11 protein-coding genes and 2 pseudogenes are annotated in these 18,113 nt (G+C 59.4%); 10 read left to right on the top strand and 3 right to left on the bottom strand.

Annotated features, from left to right (window positions below; translation table 11 throughout):
• Positions 1–43 precede the first annotated feature (43 nt).
• Positions 44–6,310 (top strand): DUF3320 domain-containing protein, encoded by a 6,267-nt coding sequence (locus AC1DE3_RS10705; RefSeq protein ID WP_476852368.1) that lies wholly within the window; start codon positions 44–46, stop codon positions 6,308–6,310.
• 328 nt (positions 6,311–6,638) lie between these two features.
• Here AC1DE3_RS10705 and AC1DE3_RS10700 read toward each other — a convergent pair whose 3' ends face one another.
• Positions 6,639–7,088: a pyridoxal-phosphate dependent enzyme gene (locus tag AC1DE3_RS10700; RefSeq protein ID WP_476852367.1), complete on the bottom strand. Its 450-nt coding sequence runs from the start codon at positions 7,086–7,088 to the stop codon at positions 6,639–6,641.
• A 93-nt stretch (positions 7,089–7,181) separates the two neighbouring features.
• On the opposite strand from AC1DE3_RS10700, the gene AC1DE3_RS10695 reads away from it, so the two are divergent.
• Positions 7,182–7,532, top strand: a complete 351-nt coding sequence (locus tag AC1DE3_RS10695) for a transposase (protein WP_476852366.1) — start codon at positions 7,182–7,184, stop codon at positions 7,530–7,532.
• The gene (locus AC1DE3_RS10690) at positions 7,505–8,329 is read left to right on the top strand and encodes an IS3 family transposase (protein WP_476852405.1); all 825 of its coding nucleotides are present in this window, start codon (positions 7,505–7,507) and stop codon (positions 8,327–8,329) included. The genes AC1DE3_RS10695 and AC1DE3_RS10690 overlap by 28 nt, the downstream gene beginning before the upstream one ends.
• A gap of 381 nt (positions 8,330–8,710) precedes the next feature.
• Here AC1DE3_RS10690 and AC1DE3_RS10685 read toward each other — a convergent pair whose 3' ends face one another.
• A complete protein-coding gene (locus tag AC1DE3_RS10685) occupies positions 8,711–9,313 on the bottom strand; it encodes a hypothetical protein (protein ID WP_476852365.1) in 603 nt (200 codons plus the stop codon).
• A 145-nt stretch (positions 9,314–9,458) separates the two neighbouring features.
• Here AC1DE3_RS10685 and AC1DE3_RS10680 point away from each other — a divergent pair, with 145 nt between their 5' ends.
• On the top strand, positions 9,459–11,048 hold the full coding sequence (locus AC1DE3_RS10680; protein ID WP_476852364.1) for a HamA C-terminal domain-containing protein: 1,590 nt from the start codon (positions 9,459–9,461) through the stop codon (positions 11,046–11,048).
• Positions 11,045–13,183 carry a helicase-related protein gene (locus tag AC1DE3_RS10675; RefSeq protein WP_476852363.1) on the top strand — a complete coding sequence of 713 codons (2,139 nt, stop codon included), beginning with the start codon at positions 11,045–11,047 and terminating at the stop codon, positions 13,181–13,183. Before AC1DE3_RS10680 ends, AC1DE3_RS10675 begins: the two co-directional genes overlap by 4 nt.
• A gap of 64 nt (positions 13,184–13,247) precedes the next feature.
• Here the strand turns inward: AC1DE3_RS10675 and AC1DE3_RS10670 are convergent.
• Positions 13,248–13,730, bottom strand: a pseudogene (locus AC1DE3_RS10670) (MgtC/SapB family protein); the annotation flags it as partial.
• 32 nt (positions 13,731–13,762) lie between these two features.
• Between AC1DE3_RS10670 and AC1DE3_RS10665 the strand changes: the two are divergent.
• From AC1DE3_RS10665 to AC1DE3_RS10645, 5 genes and pseudogenes are all read left to right on the top strand, one after another.
• Complete coding sequence (locus AC1DE3_RS10665; protein WP_476852362.1) at positions 13,763–14,290, top strand: ABC transporter permease subunit; 528 nt, start codon at positions 13,763–13,765, stop codon at positions 14,288–14,290.
• A 203-nt stretch (positions 14,291–14,493) separates the two neighbouring features.
• A pseudogene (locus AC1DE3_RS10660) lies at positions 14,494–14,744 on the top strand (type II toxin-antitoxin system prevent-host-death family antitoxin).
• A 271-nt stretch (positions 14,745–15,015) separates the two neighbouring features.
• Complete coding sequence (locus AC1DE3_RS10655) at positions 15,016–15,876, top strand: putative phage abortive infection protein (protein ID WP_476852361.1); 861 nt, start codon at positions 15,016–15,018, stop codon at positions 15,874–15,876.
• Positions 15,857–16,696, top strand: coding sequence for a hypothetical protein (locus AC1DE3_RS10650; RefSeq protein WP_476852360.1), 840 nt, complete (start codon positions 15,857–15,859; stop codon positions 16,694–16,696). The genes AC1DE3_RS10655 and AC1DE3_RS10650 overlap by 20 nt, the downstream gene beginning before the upstream one ends.
• A complete protein-coding gene (locus AC1DE3_RS10645) occupies positions 16,693–17,940 on the top strand; it encodes a hypothetical protein (protein ID WP_476852359.1) in 1,248 nt (415 codons plus the stop codon). Before AC1DE3_RS10650 ends, AC1DE3_RS10645 begins: the two co-directional genes overlap by 4 nt.
• The last annotated feature ends 173 nt before the right edge of the window (positions 17,941–18,113 follow it).

The raw sequence follows: 18,113 nt of genomic DNA, 5'->3' as shown, positions 1-18,113 counted from the left end.
TTGGGCCGCCGGCCAAGATCGTGCTCGCTGCGATCTGCCCAATATGTATGCTGAAAGGGCGGCGGCCGACATTGCCCTCCGCAACTACAATCACAAGCTGCAGATCCGCGTTTTCAGAATGGCAAGCCAGAACACCGATCGACTCGAGAAACTGTACGAAGGATTGCGCGAGCGGTTGCTCGACATGTCTCTCCGAAACCCTTTGCTCAGCTACAAGCACCGTCCAGCGTCGAAGAAGCAGCTCCAAATCGTCGACGAGGTTCCGGAGAGCGTCTACGGCCTGCTTACAGGCGGCACAAGCCTCGAAATCCTGCCCCTACCGGAACCGGATGATATCCCGCAGGATGAACGGGAAGAGGATTTCGTCGCGGCGCTGGAGCACGCCAAGGTCTCGGACCTCGAATACCTCACCAGGATCGAGGCCCTCGAAAGCCAGGGCCGGGACGATGAGATCGAATTGGCGCGCGCCGAGCGCGATTTGCGCGACAAGGTCCGGCAACAACTTGGCCTTCCTCTCCGCCCGACGAAAAGCACGATCAATCCTTCGGAACACGCCAAATCATTGGGGATCGATCCGTCGATCGAGCTGCACCCGACAGCGGCCAAGGATTCCCATTCCGACAAGAAGCTCCAATCCCTCAAATGGCCGGAGAATCTTGAAAGCGTTCTGGAACGCATTGCCGACGATGCCCGACTGGCCGAGCAGGAGACCGGGCTCTCCACGCTCTTCATGGTCTTCGGCTTCCTGGAGTGGTGCGAGAAGGAGGGCAGCAAGAAGCTCTTCGCGCCCCTCATGCTGCTCCCGGTCAAGCTAGAGAAGCGGAAAGGCGCCAGGGGCAAAATCATCTTTTCGCTTTCCGCGATGGCGGAGTCGGCGGAGTCCAATCTCAGCCTTCAAACCAAGGTCCAAAGGGAGTTCGCACGGCAAATCCCCGACCTCGAAACCAGCGAGGATGAAGCCGGCTCGGTCGAGGCCTATTTCGCAAAGGTCTCGGAAGCGATCGAGGGGCTGAAGGGCTGGCACGTCCGGCGCTGGCTGACGCTGGGGCATTTCGCCTTTGGACGCTTCGCGATGTACGCGGATCTGGCGCCGGGCAATTGGGCCTCTCATCCCGTCACGGACTCGTTGGTCGGCTCGATTGTCAGCGGCACCGAACTTTCCGGCGATGCGGGAAGCTCACTGTTCACGCCGCCAGAGGACTATCCGATCGACGAGCCGGAAATCGAAAAGCTGGCTCCGATCCTGATCCACGACGCCGATGCCTCCCAGCACAGCGCCCTCGTCGATGCGATGAAGTCGAAGAACCTGGTGATCCAGGGTCCGCCCGGAACGGGAAAATCGCAGACGATCACCAACATCATCGCGAACGTCCTGGCGGCCGATAAGACCGTCCTTTTCCTAGCCGAGAAGCAGGCGGCGCTGGAGGTGGTGAAGCGGCGCCTGGTCAAGGCCGGCCTCGGTGACTTCTGCCTGGAGTTGCATTCCGAAAAGGCGACGCCTCGCCTCGTCGTCGAGAGCCTCAAACAACGCATGACGCTCGGCCTCGGCCGCAAAGGCGCCGCCAACACATCATGGGATCCCACCTGGGGGGAAAACCGCCAGGAAATCGCCTCCTATGTGAATGCGCTCCATGCACCCGAGGAAGATGGCCAAACCCCGTTCAATCTGATCTGGCGATCCTTACGCGCTCGCAGTCAGATTGGCCCGGCCATCCACGAGATGCGTTCGATAGCGCTCCCCGACACTCTGCTCGTCGGCGGCCACGCATTCGAAGCGGCGCAGGGCTCGATTTCGCTCTACGGCGATCTAGCAACGCGCTTTGCAGCAACCTACTCGCTGCCGCAGCTATCGCCTTGGTCCCGGCTGACCTTCCACCAGGATCGCCGCCCGAACACGGCGATCCTGGTGGAGGATCTCGCGCATCTGAAGCGCGTGGCCGACGATGTCGCCGCAACGGCCGCACAGGTTAAGGCGCTGGGGCCAACTAGCTTCGAGGACCTCGCACGGCTCGTGGCGCTCAACGAGCTTCTGGGCCACGATGTGCCGGACGACGCCTTGATCGACGCGGTGCGCAATCTGGAGCCGGCTGCTGTCGCCGATCTCATTGCCATCCAGCAGCAGCGCTGGAATCTGGAAGCGCAGCTCGCTGGTCGCGAGTGGTCCGCCGACATCACAGCCCATGAGACGACGCAGATTCTCTCTCTGGAAGCCGTTGCCGACATCGCGGAACTCGACGCTATGGCGCCTGGCGAGCTTTTCGACTGGGCAGCCAAGCATGCGACCGCGGCAGACGCGATTTGCAAGGCATTCGACAAGCTTGCGCCGGCAATCGAAATCCTCGGCGACCCGGAAAGCATGCCCTCCAGTTCGCCGCTGGCGATCATGCTCGCCGCCAAGACCGCAAGCATGCTCGACCAAGGTACAAGAGGCTGGTTCGCCTGGCTTGCGAGCACACCCGCCGGAGCCCTGCTCGCTGCCGCGACCGAATGGTCGGATGTCATGGCCGAGGAAGCCCGCTGGCGCGGCCGCTTTCCGGCACGCATGGGCGCATGGCCCACGCGCGACGAGTTGCTGACGGCCGCGGATATCGCCGCCAAGGGATCCTTTGGGCGGCTCTTCGGCTCGCTGACCGGCGACAGCAAAATCCTGGCGGCGATCCTGCAAAGGCTGGGAATTACACCGGGCGTCCGAGTGCCACCCGAGGACCTCAGAGGCCTCGGACAACACGTCCAGGCCATCTCGGCCTTCCTCAATAATCGCAAGCACCAGCAGCTTTTCGGTTCCCTCTGGGATGGGCTTGAAACCCCGGTCGAGCGGATTGCCTCTGTCGATGAAGGCCGGACATCCGCCCTTGCCAAAGTCGAGGAAGCCCCCGGCGGCAAGGCGATCGCCGAGCGTGTCCGCAGTCTCGATGCCGCCGGCCTGATGGCGCTCGGTCAGGAGTTCGAACGCTGCCGAGCCGCGGTCTCCGAAATCGGCGACCATAAGAACCTGCTCGATGAGCAATCCGTCGCCGACAAGATCGTGTCGCTCAGAACTTCCAAGATTTCGGCTACGACAATCCTGGCACTGGATCCTAACCGGAAGCTGGAACGGTTCGACCGCAGCCTCGAGGAATTGGCTGCCGCCGTGCAGTTGCGGTCTCAGCTGCGCGATGTCGAGGCACGCCTCGCGGCACATCCTCTTAAGGACAAAGCCGATCAGCTGATCTCAAACGCCGATGGGATCGAACTGACCCAACAGGCGTTGACCTGGATCGAATCCGTCCGATCGAACGTGGCGACCTCCCCCGGCGTGGAAGCACTGACATCGATCGGCGCAGCCAAGATCCGGCATGAACTCCGATTGGCGGCACCTCAACTTGGCAGCGGGTTGGAGAAGCTCAAGGAGCGAACTGCCGACTTGGCGACGAACCACGGCGTTGCCGGGCTCGTCACGACAATTCCTGAGGGTCTCATTGACCAGCTTCAAACCCTGATCCCCCGCCGGGACGAGCTGAGCGATTACCTCGCCCTGCACGACCAGCGCCTGGATCTTGCGCGAGGTGGACTGGATCCCCTGCTGACCAAAGCCGAGGAGCTGGACGTGGCGCCAGCCCAGCTCGGCGAGCTGTTCTCGGGGCTCGTCGCCCAGAAGCGGGCTGACACGGCCAAGCAGGCGAGCGCTGCCCTCAATCGGGCCGCGGGTTATCGCATCGAAGCGCGCCGCGAGAACTTTGCGGAGCGGGACCGGCGCAAGCTCGACGCCGACCGACAGCGCGTCAAAGACAACCTCCTCGTTCGCATGCCGCCGGCGGGCAACCGCTATGGAAGCCGGAAGACGTGGACCGAGATGGAATTGCTGAGCAACGAGTTCGGCAAGGAGAAGAGGTTCGTGCCCGTCCGTGACGCCATGCAGCGCGCGGGACGGGCTGTTCAGGCACTGGCACCGTGCTTTATGATGTCGCCGCTCTCGCTGGCGAAGTTTCTGCCGGCTCGTGGACTGAGTTTCGATGTCCTGGTCATCGACGAGGCATCCCAGATGCGCCCGGAGGATGCCCTAGGCGGTCTTCTTCGGGCCAAGCAGCTCATCGTGGTCGGCGATCAGAAGCAGCTGCCGCCTACCGACTTTTTCTCAAGGTCCGGCGAGCCCGTCCCCGTCGCCGACGATGAGGGTGACTTCGAGGACCTCGACGACGAGTCCATCCTGGAAGCCTGTCAGAAAACGTTTCGGGAAACCCGCCTGCTGCGCTGGCACTATCGCAGCCGTTGCGAAAGCCTGATCAGCTTCTCCAACCGCGAGTTCTACAAGAGCGAGCTGATCTCCTTCCCAATGGCGAAGCCGGGGTCCTTCTCGGTCGACCTCATCCGCGTGAACGGCCAGTACCAGGCGCGTCGCAACCAGGCCGAGGCGCTGGCCATCTCGGAGGAGGCCATCCTCTTCATGCGACATCATGCCGAGGATCCGGTCGAGACCATCCCAACCCTCGGCATCGTCGCGGTCAACAGCGACCAGCGCGACCTGATCTTCGAAGAAATCCGTAGGCTCGGCGCCGACGACCCATTCGTCGAGCTCTATCGCGAGAAGGTCGCTGAACGCGGCGAACAGCTCTTCGTCAAGAACCTGGAGAACGTTCAGGGCGATGAGCGCGACTTCATCCTGATCTCGATGACATACGGCCCCAAGCCGGGCGCCGTGGTCGTGGCGCAGCGCTTTGGCCCCATCAACGGAAAGCAGGGCCATCGCCGGTTGAATGTCCTCTTCAGCCGCGCACGGACGCGCATCGGGCTTTTCACCTCCTTCGGCTCCGCCGACATCAAACCTCAGGAGACGAGTTCTGAGGGCGTGCACATTCTCAAGCGCTACCTGGAATACGCTGAAACACGCGGCCAGACTGCAGGCAGAACGCTAGGTCCAAATCCGGATTCCGACTTCGAGGTGGAGGTCGCCGATCGCTTGCGAGCGAAGGGCTTCGAGGTTGACTACCAGATCGGCGTTTCCGGTTTCAAAATCGATCTGGGAATCCGGCACCCGGATCATCCCGAGCGATATCTCGCGGGCGTCGAGTGCGATGGAGCGGCCTATCACTCCAGCAAGAGCGCCCGTGATCGCGATCGCCTGCGTGAAGAGGTTCTCTCGGGTCTCGGATGGCGCCTGCTTCGGGTGTGGTCGACCGATTGGTTCGACAATGCAGACCTTCAGACCCAGCGCCTCGTCGACCGTCTCGAGGAACTGCGCCGGGCTCCGGTCGTGCACGACGATGGCTACCGCTTTTCAGCGCTGCAGGATCCGGCGGCAACGCCGCACCCATTCGCCTCGGAACGGGATGCCCCCGACAGCCCCACGGAGATGGCCGCATCCGAGCCCGAGCTTGCCGTGACCGAGGGAGCTCCATCCGAACCGCCGGTCGAGAAGCCGTCTGTTCTTGCTGGAAGCGGAAAGTTGAACGTGGTCGAACTCCACGCTGCCCTGCGTGAGTTCCGCGAGACCGTCATCGCCGTCCAGACGCAGGATTGGGAGCTTCAGCGATCCATTCTTCGCGAAGGAATGATCGAATCAATCGTCTCGACCAGGCTGGATGATCCCGAGGATTGGTATCGGAAGATCCCACCTTTTCAGCGGCAATCGACCAATCCTGCGGAGCGGAAGCACTATCTGGACGCCATCTGCGAGATAGTCTCGCGACTCGATACAGAAACCCGTCCCGCCAAGCCGCAGCCCGAGTTTTCGCTGACGGCGCCACCCGCGTTCAGCCCTCCGCAGCAGGGACTGTTGTTTGGGGCCGGGAGGCCGATTGTGGTGACGCCTGGCGTCTACAGGACCGCCGACCTCTCAGAAAGCGGTGTCAAACCCGTTGCCACCCGGTTCTATGATCACGGCTACCTACCTGAGTTGAGCCGGATGATTGCTCACGTTGTGGCTACCGAAGGACCACTTTACGTCGACCAGCTGGTGACTCGAATCGCGCGCGCTCACGGGTACCAGCGCAATGGTCCAGCGATCGTCGAAAGGGTAACACGCGCTATCGACAAGCGCTTCCCGCGCACAAAAGACGACGATCGCGAGCTTATCTGGCCCGCCGGAACCGTCGCGACGTCGATACAGGCCTTCCGCAGACCTACAAACAACGAGCGCGATCACAGCGACATTCCATTGGTCGAGTTGGCGAGCCTGGCACTGCCGCATCTGCGGGCGGGCAGAATGTCCGATGAAGACATTCTGGAGCACATGCGAGACCGTTTCGGCCTCGCCCGACTTCGAGAAGCGACGCGCATCCGATTCGTTGCGGCTATCGGGGTCGCGCGCGCGTCGCTGGAGGCACCCTCCTAAGTTAAGTGCCGTGCTCTCGATGAGCTTTGCAACCGTCGCTGAGGATCGACGTGCCGCGCCCGCGCCTGAAGACGATGCCGTATCGGCTGCTCTCGAAACAGAGAAGCGTCTCCGAGATGAAGCACGCCGCTAAAGGCTGAAAGTCGTTCAATCGGAAAACCAGGCTGCCGCGTCGCCAGCGATCGCCGACGGCAAGAAGTCGATCGAGCCGCACTAGCCCGTCAGCAGACCTCTCGTTGGCCACGGATTGGGAGCAGATCGCACCTGCAGCAGAGATCGCCGCGATAATTGCCCCAAAGGATCTCTGGAGCGCTGGCTGCATCTGAGGCTAAGCGGCGATCGCAGCGCCAGTGATCGCCGAGACGAAAAGGTCGCGGTCGCAGTTGCCGCCGGAGGCCAAAACCAGTGCCGTTCGCCCAGCTAGAATGTTCGGCTCCGCAAGCAGCGCCGCCAGGCCAACAGCCCCGCCTGGCTCAAGGACAATGCGGAATTCATCATAAGCGAACCGCATCGCTGCCAGGACGTCGGCGTCGCTGGCGACTAACGCCTTTTGAACCGAATGCCTGATGATCGCGAACGGTAGCAGGACTGGGGTAGGAGCGAGTAGCGCGTCGCAGATGGAACCACTGAGGCGCTCATTCGTCTCGCGCTTGCCGGATGCCACCGATCGTCTCACGTCGTCGAATTCGGCCGGTTCAGCAATCCATACGAAGATGATACGGTCATCCAGAAACTCGACACGATCAATCAACTCTGTCGAGTGACAGTTCTGATCCACGGTGGGCTCCCGAGTTGGAGTGCGCCCCTTGAGGGGGACAGCGTGATGGTAAGCAATTGACCTGGGAGCCGGGCTTTCGAAGGATGAAAGCCCATGGTTCGACATCGTTCCCACAGCATCGAATTCAAACGCCAGGTCGCCCAGGATTACCTGGCGGGCGAGACGCTCCACAGCCTCGCTCGACGACATGATCTGTCGCGCAACCTGATCCGCATCTGGGTCCAGAAGTTCGAAGCCGGCGCCTTCGACGACGAGGCGGCCGCTGCCGATACGATTGAAGCTTACGAGGCGCGCATCGCCGCGCTGGAGCGGCTCGTGGGCAGACAGGCTCTGGAGATCGAGTTCCTAAAGGGGGCTCTGAAGCACGGACCTCGGCCCAGAAGCGCGATTACGTCCGTCGTCACCGGCCCCGCGGCATCTCCGTCGCAGAAGGATGCCGGCTGATGGGGATCGTACGCTCGACCTACTACGATAAGCCGGCCGCCAACGTCGACGACACCGCGCTCGCCGAGACGATGGTCACGATCTCCGAGAGCTTCGAAGCCTATGGCTATCGCCGGATGCAGGCGGAGCTGCGTCACCGCGGTTTCGCCGTGAACCACAAGAAGATCCGGCGCCTGATGCGGGACCATGATCTTCAACCACGTCGGCGCCGGCGCTATGTCGCCACCACCGATGGCGATCATGAACTGCCGATCTTCCCGAATTTGGCCAAGAACATGACTCCGGACAGACCAAACCAGCTCTGGGTGGCCGACATCACCTATGTCGCGATCACCGCGGGCTTCGTCTACGTTGCCGTCATCCTCGACGCTTGGTCGCGCAAGGTCGTCGGCTATGCCATCGGTCGCTCGATCGACGTCAGGCTGACGCTGGCCGCCCTGCGCTCCGCCATTGAAAAGCGAAGGCCGCCACCCGGTTGCGTCCATCACACGGACCGGGGCGCGCAATACGCGGCTGGACGCTACCGGCAGGCCCTCGCCGAACATAGTCTCGTCGGATCGATGGGGCGCCGCGGCAATCCCTACGATAACGCCAAAGCCGAGAGCTTCATGAAAACACTCAAGGTCGAGGCTGTCTATCCGATGGCCTACGAGACCTTCGAGGACGTCGCTACCGATCTTCCACGCTTCATCGATCAGGTCTACAACGCCAGCCGACTGCACTCCGCACTCGGCTATCTCAGCCCGCAGCAGTTCGAGGATCAACACGCCCGGCTCACGGTCGAATCCGCAGCCTGATCCTGTCTACCCGCAAGGGCGCACTCCAAGTTTTGGGCCACTGCTGGAGATTTGGGCTCGTGACAAGGATGCGCACATCGTCCGCTATCCGGCGAACTGGCAGCACGGCAAACGATCCGAGATCGAACGTAATCAGTTTATGCTCCGAGACAGCCGTCCGGAGGCTATCCTCGTGTTTCCCGGAGGAAGAAGCGTGGATCAAATAGTGACCGACGCTCGCCTGTTCGCCGTGCCGATCATCTTTGCTGGCGAGGCTGGCTTAGAAGGGCTGGAGACCTTGAAATGCCTGGAGTGCAGCGGCTGAAGAACGACCGACTAGCGATGCGCAGCCTCGCATTCCAACCTTCGAATGCGAGGCACGGCAACATCAGATTGTGCGGGTCAGGCATCGCGTTCGCTAGGAATTCCATGCACAGGAGCCCGAGCGGCTAGCTCATAAAACCTGACCGGACCGTGGCGGACGGGGTCGACATTGACGGAATGGCTCGTCGGCAAGTCTTTGCCATCGCTTGTCGAGCCTTTCCACTGGCGATCCATCTCCTCGTGGTTCCAGGCGGGTTTTACATTCCGAACTTGCCGGATGGTGACCTTGCCCGATCGGAGGAGTTCCGTGGCACTCGTCGATAGCGTCAGATTTGTAAGCTCTCCTGGCACCGAGCAGAGCAAGCCGCGGTTCAACAATGAGACGGTGATCTCGACGTCAACCAACACGCGCTCCGTGCGATGGCTACCGCAAAACAGCGAGAAGCACCGCTTGCCGCTTTTCGGAGCCGATGCCGGTACGAGCGCAACCGGAAGCCAGGCTGTTGGAGGGCCGATCTCCGTTGAGCTCGCGACGATGTCGTCTGTTGGCCGTGAGCAGGCAACGCTTCCGATAGAGAGGAAGGTACGCCGTATTCTCGCGGGCAGCTTTGCGATCGTGAGTTTGAGCGCATCCCGATCGTCGCGTTCGTGCTCTTGTTCATCGAAGTCGATGTGATGCATTTCTCACCCAATGTTCCGATGTCCTAGGGGATATCCGCTAAGTGAAGCGTCGCGAATCGCCCTGCTTTTATGTCACGATGCATATCGTAATCCTCTGTACTCCATTCTCAATTACAAATAATTATTTCGAGGTGGGTGGGCTGACGTGAACGATTTATCGAATTCGGGTGGAGTTGCTGCGCGGAGGGGATTCAAATTTCAGGATCACGTCGCGGCGCTTTATGTACTGATGATGCTCGAAGATCGTCGAATCGAGCAGATCGAGTGCGAGACCAGCGACGATATCACGATGGTTTGGCTCGTTGATGGAGAGCGCTTCATTGAATACGTTCAGGTCAAGAGCAATGATGTGGATCGTTGGACCTGGAGCTTGCTCACCAATCGGGATATTGCGGCTAGCCCGACTTCCATTGTCGAGAAGTCGCTCCTCTGCGAACAGGGGCCGACAGCGGGTCGTTTCCGCATAGTCACACGAAATGGCGTACGCGCCGATCTGGCGCCATTGACGGTTCCGCTTGAGAAGCGCGGTCCGAGCGATCTGGACGACATCGCCGCTAGGCTGACCAAGAAGTACCCCACGGTGTCGGGGCGCGGCTCTGATCTGGGGTATTGGGCAAGGAACGCATTCTGGGAGCCGCTGTCCACAGAGGACGATCTCCGAAACAGGAACCTCTGGAACGTTTCGCGCCTTTGCGAAGGCGATGGCTTTTCTGCTCGCACCGATCAAATCCGCGAGCTTTATCGGGCTGTGTTGGAATTGGTGGAGGTCGCCGCGTTAGCAGACAGGCGGGTACCCGCCGACAAGACGCTTACCCGCGAGTGGATGCGGCAATGGTGGCGGGATCGACTTCGGCATCTTGCTTCAGCTAGGCCGGGCTCTGCATTGCCCTACCGTGTGTCGACACCCAATTTCCTGGTGAAGTTCCACGAGTTCAGCGATCCGAACAAACCTCGTGCCACGACAGGCTACGACGCTCAATACGAACGGAAGAAGTGGCGATCAACGCAGCTCGCCAATTACTTGGTCAAGTGGGTACCGGAGCTCGTCCTGAAGGCCAGCGAGATCGCTCAGACCAACCATCTCACGCTCGCCGAGAAAACCAGCCAAAGCCTTAGTAAACTGCGCGAGCTTCGTCATCACGGCATTGAAAGGCTGCTTGTAGAGACGCTGCTCCACGCGATATTGCGCTACTTCTTTGATAGCGAGCCGATCGCCTGCAAACTGTTTTACCGTACGGCGGCGGCCTCGGGTGTCGTGAACAATGCGCACATCGTGCAGCATCATGAAGGTGACCAGATTTGGCTGGGCCGTTCGCATGTCTTCCGCGGGTCTAACGTCGACGCGCTCATCGCATCAGCGTGCGAGGAGCTGGAGGACGCCCTGGCGACGCCTCTCCTTCAGGCAGAGCGCGAGATCATTCTAGAGCTGCGTCAGCCTGAGTACCTGCGCAAGGACGACGTTGAGGAGGCGCTGGCGGATGGTGCGCCGATCGACCGCTTCCTCGAGATCCTTCGCTTTGCGATCCTGATCGTCTACGACAGCGAGGTGTTGGGGGGCGGTCACTGTGATGATTATCGCACCCGGCTTGTCGCCGAGCTCACCCAGTTCGCGAACTCCTACCATTCGCAGCTCCCGGCGAGCGTAGACGAAATCCAGATTCACCTTTTCCTCGTGCCGGTCGAGTCGCTCGACCAGCTGAAGCAAGATTTTGAAGTCGCGGCGAATCTGACATGAGCTACGATCGCATTAGGGCCGAACTCGATCATCCCGAGTTCGGCGCCGGCCAAATGTTCGCGGCCCTACAGGGCGTCGCGAAGCTGGTGAACAATCCTGCCACGCTGGGTCTCGGTCGCGATCTTGTCATCCGGCTCCTGTCGAAGGCCCAACTCTGCGGGGATTTCGAACGTAAGGTCCTGATATCGCTTGTCCGCACCGTAGGGCTGTTTCCCTACATGAAGGAGCAGCTCGCTGCGGCCGAGGACGATGATGTGCTGGCCTACCAGTTCCACTACATGAAGGAGCTGGATGTGGTTTTCCATGGCCTGCAGGCTCGAATCTACAATCTCCTGCAAGCAGGTTCGAACGTCGTGCTGAGCGCCGCGACGAGCGCGGGCAAGAGCCTCTTGATCGATGCAATGATTGCGTCGGGCAAGTTTCGGAAAGTCGTCATCATCCTTCCGACGCTGGCCTTAATCGACGAGACGCGTCGTCGGCTCACGGGTCGGTTCGGGGGGCAACGTCAGATCATTACCCAACCGTCACAACAGGCGGCGCCCGGCTCGCGATCCGTCTACGTGCTGACGCAGGAGCGCGCCCGCAAGCGCGACGACCTGGATGACGTCGAATTCTTCGTGATCGATGAGTTCTATAAGCTCGATATCCGCAAGGGTGACGATGGCGACGCACGCCGCGCGATCGAACTGAACCTTTGCTTTCACAAGCTGGCGTCAAAGGGCGCGCAGTTCTACCTGCTTGGGCCGAACATCCATGCGATCCAGGGGCTCGACCGGCATGAGGTGCACTTCATCCCTTCGGGTTTCTCGACTGTCGCGGTGGATATCGTCCACCATGACATGTCGAACTCGAAGCCTGAGCGATTGAACAGGCTCGTGGAGATCCTGCAAGCGAGCACAGGGCCGACGCTGATCTATTGCCAAGCGCCGGGCTCGGCGGCATCAATCGCCGAGCATCTGATCGGGAACAGCGTGGTCGATCCGCCCGTCGCGGCAGTCCCTATCGCCGATTGGCTTTCCGAGAACTTTCATCCCGAATGGATCGCGGCGAAGGCGGTGCGGGCAGGCATCGGTATCCACCATGGATCGTTGCCCCGGTCGGTTCAGCAATTGATGGTCAGGCTTTTCAATGAAGGTGCGATCAAGGTTCTCGTCTGTACTTCGACATTGATCGAGGGCGTTAACACGGCCGCGGAGACGGTGGTCATTTTCGATCGCCGCAAGCGAAAGCTCTTCGATTTCTTCACCTACAAGAACATCCAAGGACGCGCCGGGCGCATGGGGCGCTACTTCATCGGCAAGGTACACGTGCTGGAGAAGCCGCCGGCGGAAGAGCCCTTCGTAGTTGAGTACGAGATCGGCCGACAGGACGACGAAACGCCGATGGAGCTAATCCTTCAGCTACCGGAGGAAGATCTCACGCCAGATTCCTCTGAGCGCATCAAGGATGAACTTGCTCGAAGTCTCCTTGACGAAGAGACGATCCGGGCGAACGCCTCCGTCTCTGTGGAGATCCAAAACGACATCGCCCGGGAGATTGAACAACAGCTACGCGCGGGGTCGGATCTGTATCGTTGGAGTGGCTTAGGATGCTCTCACCCCCAACTCGCCGCGGCGTGTGAGTTCATCGTCGGGCATATACGCGGCCCGAGGGGCCTGGCCGATCATCGGGTCTTTTCCGGATCGCAGCTGGCGTTCAAGCTCCGCAAGCTCGAGTACGAGGGCTTTAAGGCCTTCCTCGACGACTTTGTCGACGAGGACTACGCGGGCAGTACGCTGAGCTCACGGATCGACGTGGTTCTGAATTTCATCCGCCGAGTGGTCTGCTACCAGTTCTCGCAGGATCTGATGGTGATTGACCGCATACAGCGAGACGTCGCCCGCAAGGTTGGCGTCCAGCCGGGGAGCTACGGCCTCTATGCGGAGCACGCCGAGAATCTTTTTATGCCCGGCTCGCTGACCGCGTTGGAGGAATATGGCCTGCCGCTCCAAATCGTACGAAAAATCGGAGACGCGCTCGCGCCTTATGAGGACTTCGACGGCGTCTTGGCGCGTTTGAAGCGGCTTGACGGCCGCGAACTCGACCTGACGAATTTCGAGCGGGACTGGTTGGCCGACACGCAGGCCGCGATTTGACGCGGCCGGGTTGACGGTCAAATCCCCGCCTGGACAGAACCTGCCCGGGCGGGCTTCATCGCGGCTAGTCGACGGTGCTGCTTTCCCACGTTGCGTGACTTACCGCTGGCAAGCGCTCCAGCCGTTCGACAACATGGTCCAGCTCCTTCCGTTCGATGGCAGTGCTGATCAACTTGGCGATCACCTCGACGGTGTCCTCACCGCGCTCGATCGTCGTGACGTCGCTGACCGGATATTGGGCGGCCTCTAGGTAATCGATGAGGGTGTCACGCGTGGCAGCCAGGGATCCTGGCTGGGTCGTGACGACAACTTCGTAGGTCGCTTCCAGCGCGCGCTCGTTCAACGGGATCCTGTTGATCGCGTTGACCAGCGGCCTCAGCAGCGTGTTACCCGCAATTACGAAGATGCTGACGAGCGTGGCCTCAGCCACCATGTTGGCGCCTGCGCAGGCTCCTACGGCGGCGGAGCACCAAAGGGTGGCCGCGGTGTTGAGACCGCGAACGTTCATCCCTTCCTTCATGATCACGCCAGCGCCGAGGAAGCCGATATCCGCTGACGAGCTGGACGGTTTGCAGCGATATGATCGACCTTCACGGTTTTGGTCCGCAGTTGATCGCGGGCGCGTCAATGACACTGCAGTTAGCTGTAGGCGCCCTGCTCTGTGGATCGTTGTTTGGCTTCGCTCTGGCGATGGCGAAGGTTTCAAGCGTTACGATCCTGCGTGTTTTGGCGTACGGGATCGCAAATCTATTTAGGGGCTTGCCGGAGCTTCTCACGATATTGATCGTGTATTTCGGAGTGCAGCAGTTATTGAACAGCGCTTTCGATGGCAAGCTCGAAATTTCGGCGTTCACCGCCGGGCTCGTTTCGTTGTCGCTTGYTTTCGGTGCTTACTCCTCGGAGGTCTTTCGCGCGGCCTATGACGCCGTGCCGCCAGGGCAAATCGAAGCTGGTAAGGCGTTTGGTATGCCCGCCTGGCTGGTTATGCGACGCATCCATTTCCCGCAACTCATCAAAATTGCGATCCCGAGTTTGGGCAATCTTTGGCTCGTTCTTCTCAAGGATACGTCGCTTGTCGCCGTGATCGGTCTGGATGCTCGTCTCTGAAGATGCAGCGAATGCGGCCGTCTCACGGCGGGGCTGTCCCAAGATGGGCATTGGCCGCCTCCGTGATTGCAGCAGTAGATATTGAGGGCGAGCGGACGCCCGAATGGCGTGCTTTCTGGCCGAAAGGGGACTTTCCAGGTTCGCAACCAAACCTGGGTGCGATCTGTTTGAGGAACGAACATATTGCTCTGTTGGAGCCGATCATGCGCCGGTTCAGCACGTCGAGCTCACCCAGCAGATAGGCAGGGTGACTCACGTCGCCAGCCGAGAGCCCGTCATTATCACGCAACACCGCAAGCCACGCTTCGTTCTCATGAGCTTCGAAGGCTATGAGCGCTGGCGGACGCGCGGCGACACGCGGTCCGTCGGAATGCTCGAGACAATGCCTGAGGAACTCTTGGAGGAGGCCAAGGTCGAGTTAGCTCGATACGAACGCGAAGGCGCAAATTCGTGAGCTTCGACGACCTCACGACTGGCAATGCCACCGGGCTCCCATATCGACGGGCATGCAGCGCCAGTTGCTAACGTCGGCGCAACGCTGGAAAGCAGGCTGGGGCGAATCCCAACTTCTCGAGCCTGTCTGCCAATTTCGCGTGTTTCCATCCTGTGCGCATGTTGCCTCCTTCTTGTTGGGAGATGCATGGCAGGGTTAGGTTGGGCTGTAAGAAAAGCACCGCAAACGCCGTAAGAGGTGTGTGTCGCGGGCGCAACTTGCCGGGGGGCTGATGAACAAGACCAGGGGCGAGAAGATTTTTGATGCCGTGCTCGGCGGAGAGCGCGGCAGGGAAAAAGGCAACCTCGGCAATCTGCTTCTGTTTGCGATGGTCGCCGCCGGTATCGTCGCTCTCATCTACGTGCTTACGATGTGGCTGACGAAAGACTCGCCCATCAGCACCCTCGGTCAGACCGGCGACTACTTCGGCGGGATTTTGAACCCGATCCTGAGTTTCCTGGCCTTTATGGGGGTCCTTTATTCAATCCAACTTCAGCGGAATGACCTAGCAGAGAACGAAAAGCAGACGACGCGCCAGTTCGAGAACGCCGAACGACAGCGGTTTGAGACAACGTTCTTTCAAATGCTCACGGTGCACGACAGCATCGTGAACTCTCTCGATCTGATAAAAAATGGCGCTCCAACCTCCTCCGGCAGGGATTGCTTCAAGGCATATCATCAGAGGCTGCTGGGGCAATACAAGGCGGCGAAACAGGAAGGCCCCGATGATCCTGTGGCGAGGATCAAGGTCGCATATGCGGTGTTCTGGAAGGAAAACCGGCAGGATCTGGGCCACTACATGCGCTTCCTCTTCAATTTCATCCGTTATGTGGATGAAGCTGAAATACCGCGAATGGCTAGCGATAGCGTTGACCCGCGCACCAAATTCATCCGGGTGTTGAGATCGCAAATCTCCGACTACGAGCTGGCGATCCTCTTCTACAATTTCTTTTCTCCGTACGGCGAAAAGTTCCGTGAGCTGTCGGGTCGGTACGACCTCTTGGACAACATGCCGAAAGAGCTTGTGCTGTTTCAGGACCACCTAAAGTACCGGCAGGGCATGGGCAAGATCGATGATCTTCCGGCTCTTTGAGTGGGCTTACGCAGCAGCTGGGGGTGCCATGGCATTGTCACGGATCAAGGTCTCTGAGTTTGTAGACAAGCAGAACGTCGGTTCTGTGGGGCGTCTCCCTTGGTTTCATTCTACAAGTGGGATGAACCTCTTTGAAATCCTGAATGAGCGCAAGTTAACGGCGATGCCGTGTACGGTGTTCAAGGGAGATAAGCTGACATACTTCTTTGTCGGCCGGCCGGCTTTCAAATATCATGTGGATGGCGATCCGCCGGAATGGATGCTGCCGCTCGTGTTCGTTTTCGAGTTCAAAAAGCCACCGATGATAAAGAGGGTGTATCCGTTTGATTCAGGTGCGTTCAGCGCCAAAAGGATGCCTGATTATATCCAGACGTTTAGCCGGGAGCGATTTTTGCTCGGGACGTCTCTGAAAACCGTCGATAAGCTGATCTCTTATTATTTTGAGGATGAGAAAAGCTACATCGTGCGCGAGCCGAACAGCGAGAAGCAGCTGAAGCGGAAGCACGCCATCGATATGAGGCACGCGGAAGTGATGGCGCTTGCCCGGCTTTACAACGAGAATACGAGCACAGACCTAGACGATAGAGCGGCAACGGTCGAATTGCAGGTTGATCACGATATTGCGCTGGACGATGGGAATGTGATCGGCGTCATCGTGTGCCAGGAATGGCTGAGAACGCCCGAAGTTGAGAGGAAGCTGGCGAGGATCACAAAGAACATAATCACGTACAGCCTCTACCCCAATACGATGCAGGGCTATTTCGGCGTCATCAATGAAAAGGTGATGGGGCTGTATCAGAGTTTGGGCCGGATTCGATGAGCCTCAGAAGTATCCTCAAAATCGTTGGGGTGGCGAGATTCCATCCGAGTGCCGATTGTATTGGATTTACTCTGTTCGGCATGTCAGGCTCGAACCGTACGTTTGTGGCAGAGTGCAATGACGACCTGAATATTGGTCATTTTACTCAATTCGGCGGTTTCGACAGCTTTACTGTTGAGATCGATATACCTCGCGACTACCGGGGCCGAAGCTTCTCCATCGGCGATCCGATCCCGATCCCATTTTGGCTCGATGGCCAGCTCAAGTTCATGATGGGTGACACCAAGACCTACGGCCCCATGCCGCCTACCGCAGAGCCGGGCGGGGTAATGAACACTCTGGTTGCTCTGTTGAAGGACGCACGATCAGGCGAGCTGCGGAAGCGAACTCGGGAGAGGGCTGGCGACAGCCTGCGGCGGTCGCACCCCGACGTGTTCCGGCGAAAGCCGCAAGATACTCGCTATTGGGTCGCCCGGTTTGCGCTTGCGGCTTCCCAGTTGGACTTGGACAACAGCGAGGCTCCTGCCCTAGAACGGGAGCTAAACGCTCGGGCGGAAGACTGGCTCGGAGCCTTCCTAGTTCATACTGATTTCAGAAGGCTGTCCATTCTGCTGAGCGCTGGAGGCACCAGAATATTTTCACGAGTGCGGAAGCAGGAGATCGTGTTCTCCTTCTTCATGCACCGGCTGGTGAACCAGTCATTTGAGCAATGCGCTAGGTTTGCAGATGACCGGCTTGTCAAAAGCTTATTTCCGCGCGGGTTGATCAACTACCAAGAGAAGAACGGTTGGCCGAAGCGGCGGTACAACACGGCATATCCAGAGGAAGTGTATGAGCCTTTGGTTCGGATTATTGAGCAATCCTCAAAGCGAATGCAGTGGGAGGTCTGCGAGAGGGTCGCTTACCTCATGCTGGTAAACGGCGATCTGCCGATTTCCTTGCGCAGCGATATCCAAATGACACTGCATCATAATCAAGACTATCTCTTTCGGGAGGTGCCGTTCACTACAAAGGCCAATGAGAATTACGGCACCTTCGAGCTGCCGCCACGGCGGGGTGATAATATGACGCTAAATCATAACAATCGGGTTATGCTAGGGCTAAGTTCCTCTAATGCAGCAGCGATAATCGGCCTGATTTCCGGGCCAGATAGGCTGCGAATGAACTGGCCCAAGAAAGGAGAGATTGAAGAAGATCTTGTATATCTGTTGGCGCAAAAGATCGATTTAACCTTGAATAGGTAGATGATCTTACAATTATGCGGTAGGATGAAAATAAGGGGTGGAGCAGCGGCCATGCCTCCTCATGGGCGCCCAGTCGGCACGGCGTTCAAGCCAGAGCAGTCTGGCAACCCCGCTGGTCGCAAGTCCGTCCCCAGTATCGCCATTCACATCAAACGCATCCTCGAAGGCGACGA

Source organism: Allobosea sp. 10L417, from assembly GCF_056395485.1.
The sequence above is the reverse complement of the archived record's forward strand: the minus strand, read 5'-3'. Positions and strand labels throughout refer to the sequence as shown.

Excerpts from the sequence above, each read along its gene's own strand:
- AC1DE3_RS10650 (WP_476852360.1), top strand. The coding sequence starts at position 15,857 with ATGATCTTCCGGCTCTTTGAGTGGGCTTACGCAGCAGCTGGGGGTGCC.
- AC1DE3_RS10645 (WP_476852359.1), top strand. The coding sequence starts at position 16,693 with ATGAGCCTCAGAAGTATCCTCAAAATCGTTGGGGTGGCGAGATTCCAT.
- AC1DE3_RS10675 (WP_476852363.1), top strand. The coding sequence starts at position 11,045 with ATGAGCTACGATCGCATTAGGGCCGAACTCGATCATCCCGAGTTCGGC.
- AC1DE3_RS10695 (WP_476852366.1), top strand. The coding sequence starts at position 7,182 with ATGGTTCGACATCGTTCCCACAGCATCGAATTCAAACGCCAGGTCGCC.
- AC1DE3_RS10705 (WP_476852368.1), top strand. The coding sequence starts at position 44 with ATGTATGCTGAAAGGGCGGCGGCCGACATTGCCCTCCGCAACTACAAT.
- AC1DE3_RS10685 (WP_476852365.1), bottom strand. The coding sequence starts at position 9,313 with ATGCATCACATCGACTTCGATGAACAAGAGCACGAACGCGACGATCGG.
- AC1DE3_RS10655 (WP_476852361.1), top strand. The coding sequence starts at position 15,016 with ATGAACAAGACCAGGGGCGAGAAGATTTTTGATGCCGTGCTCGGCGGA.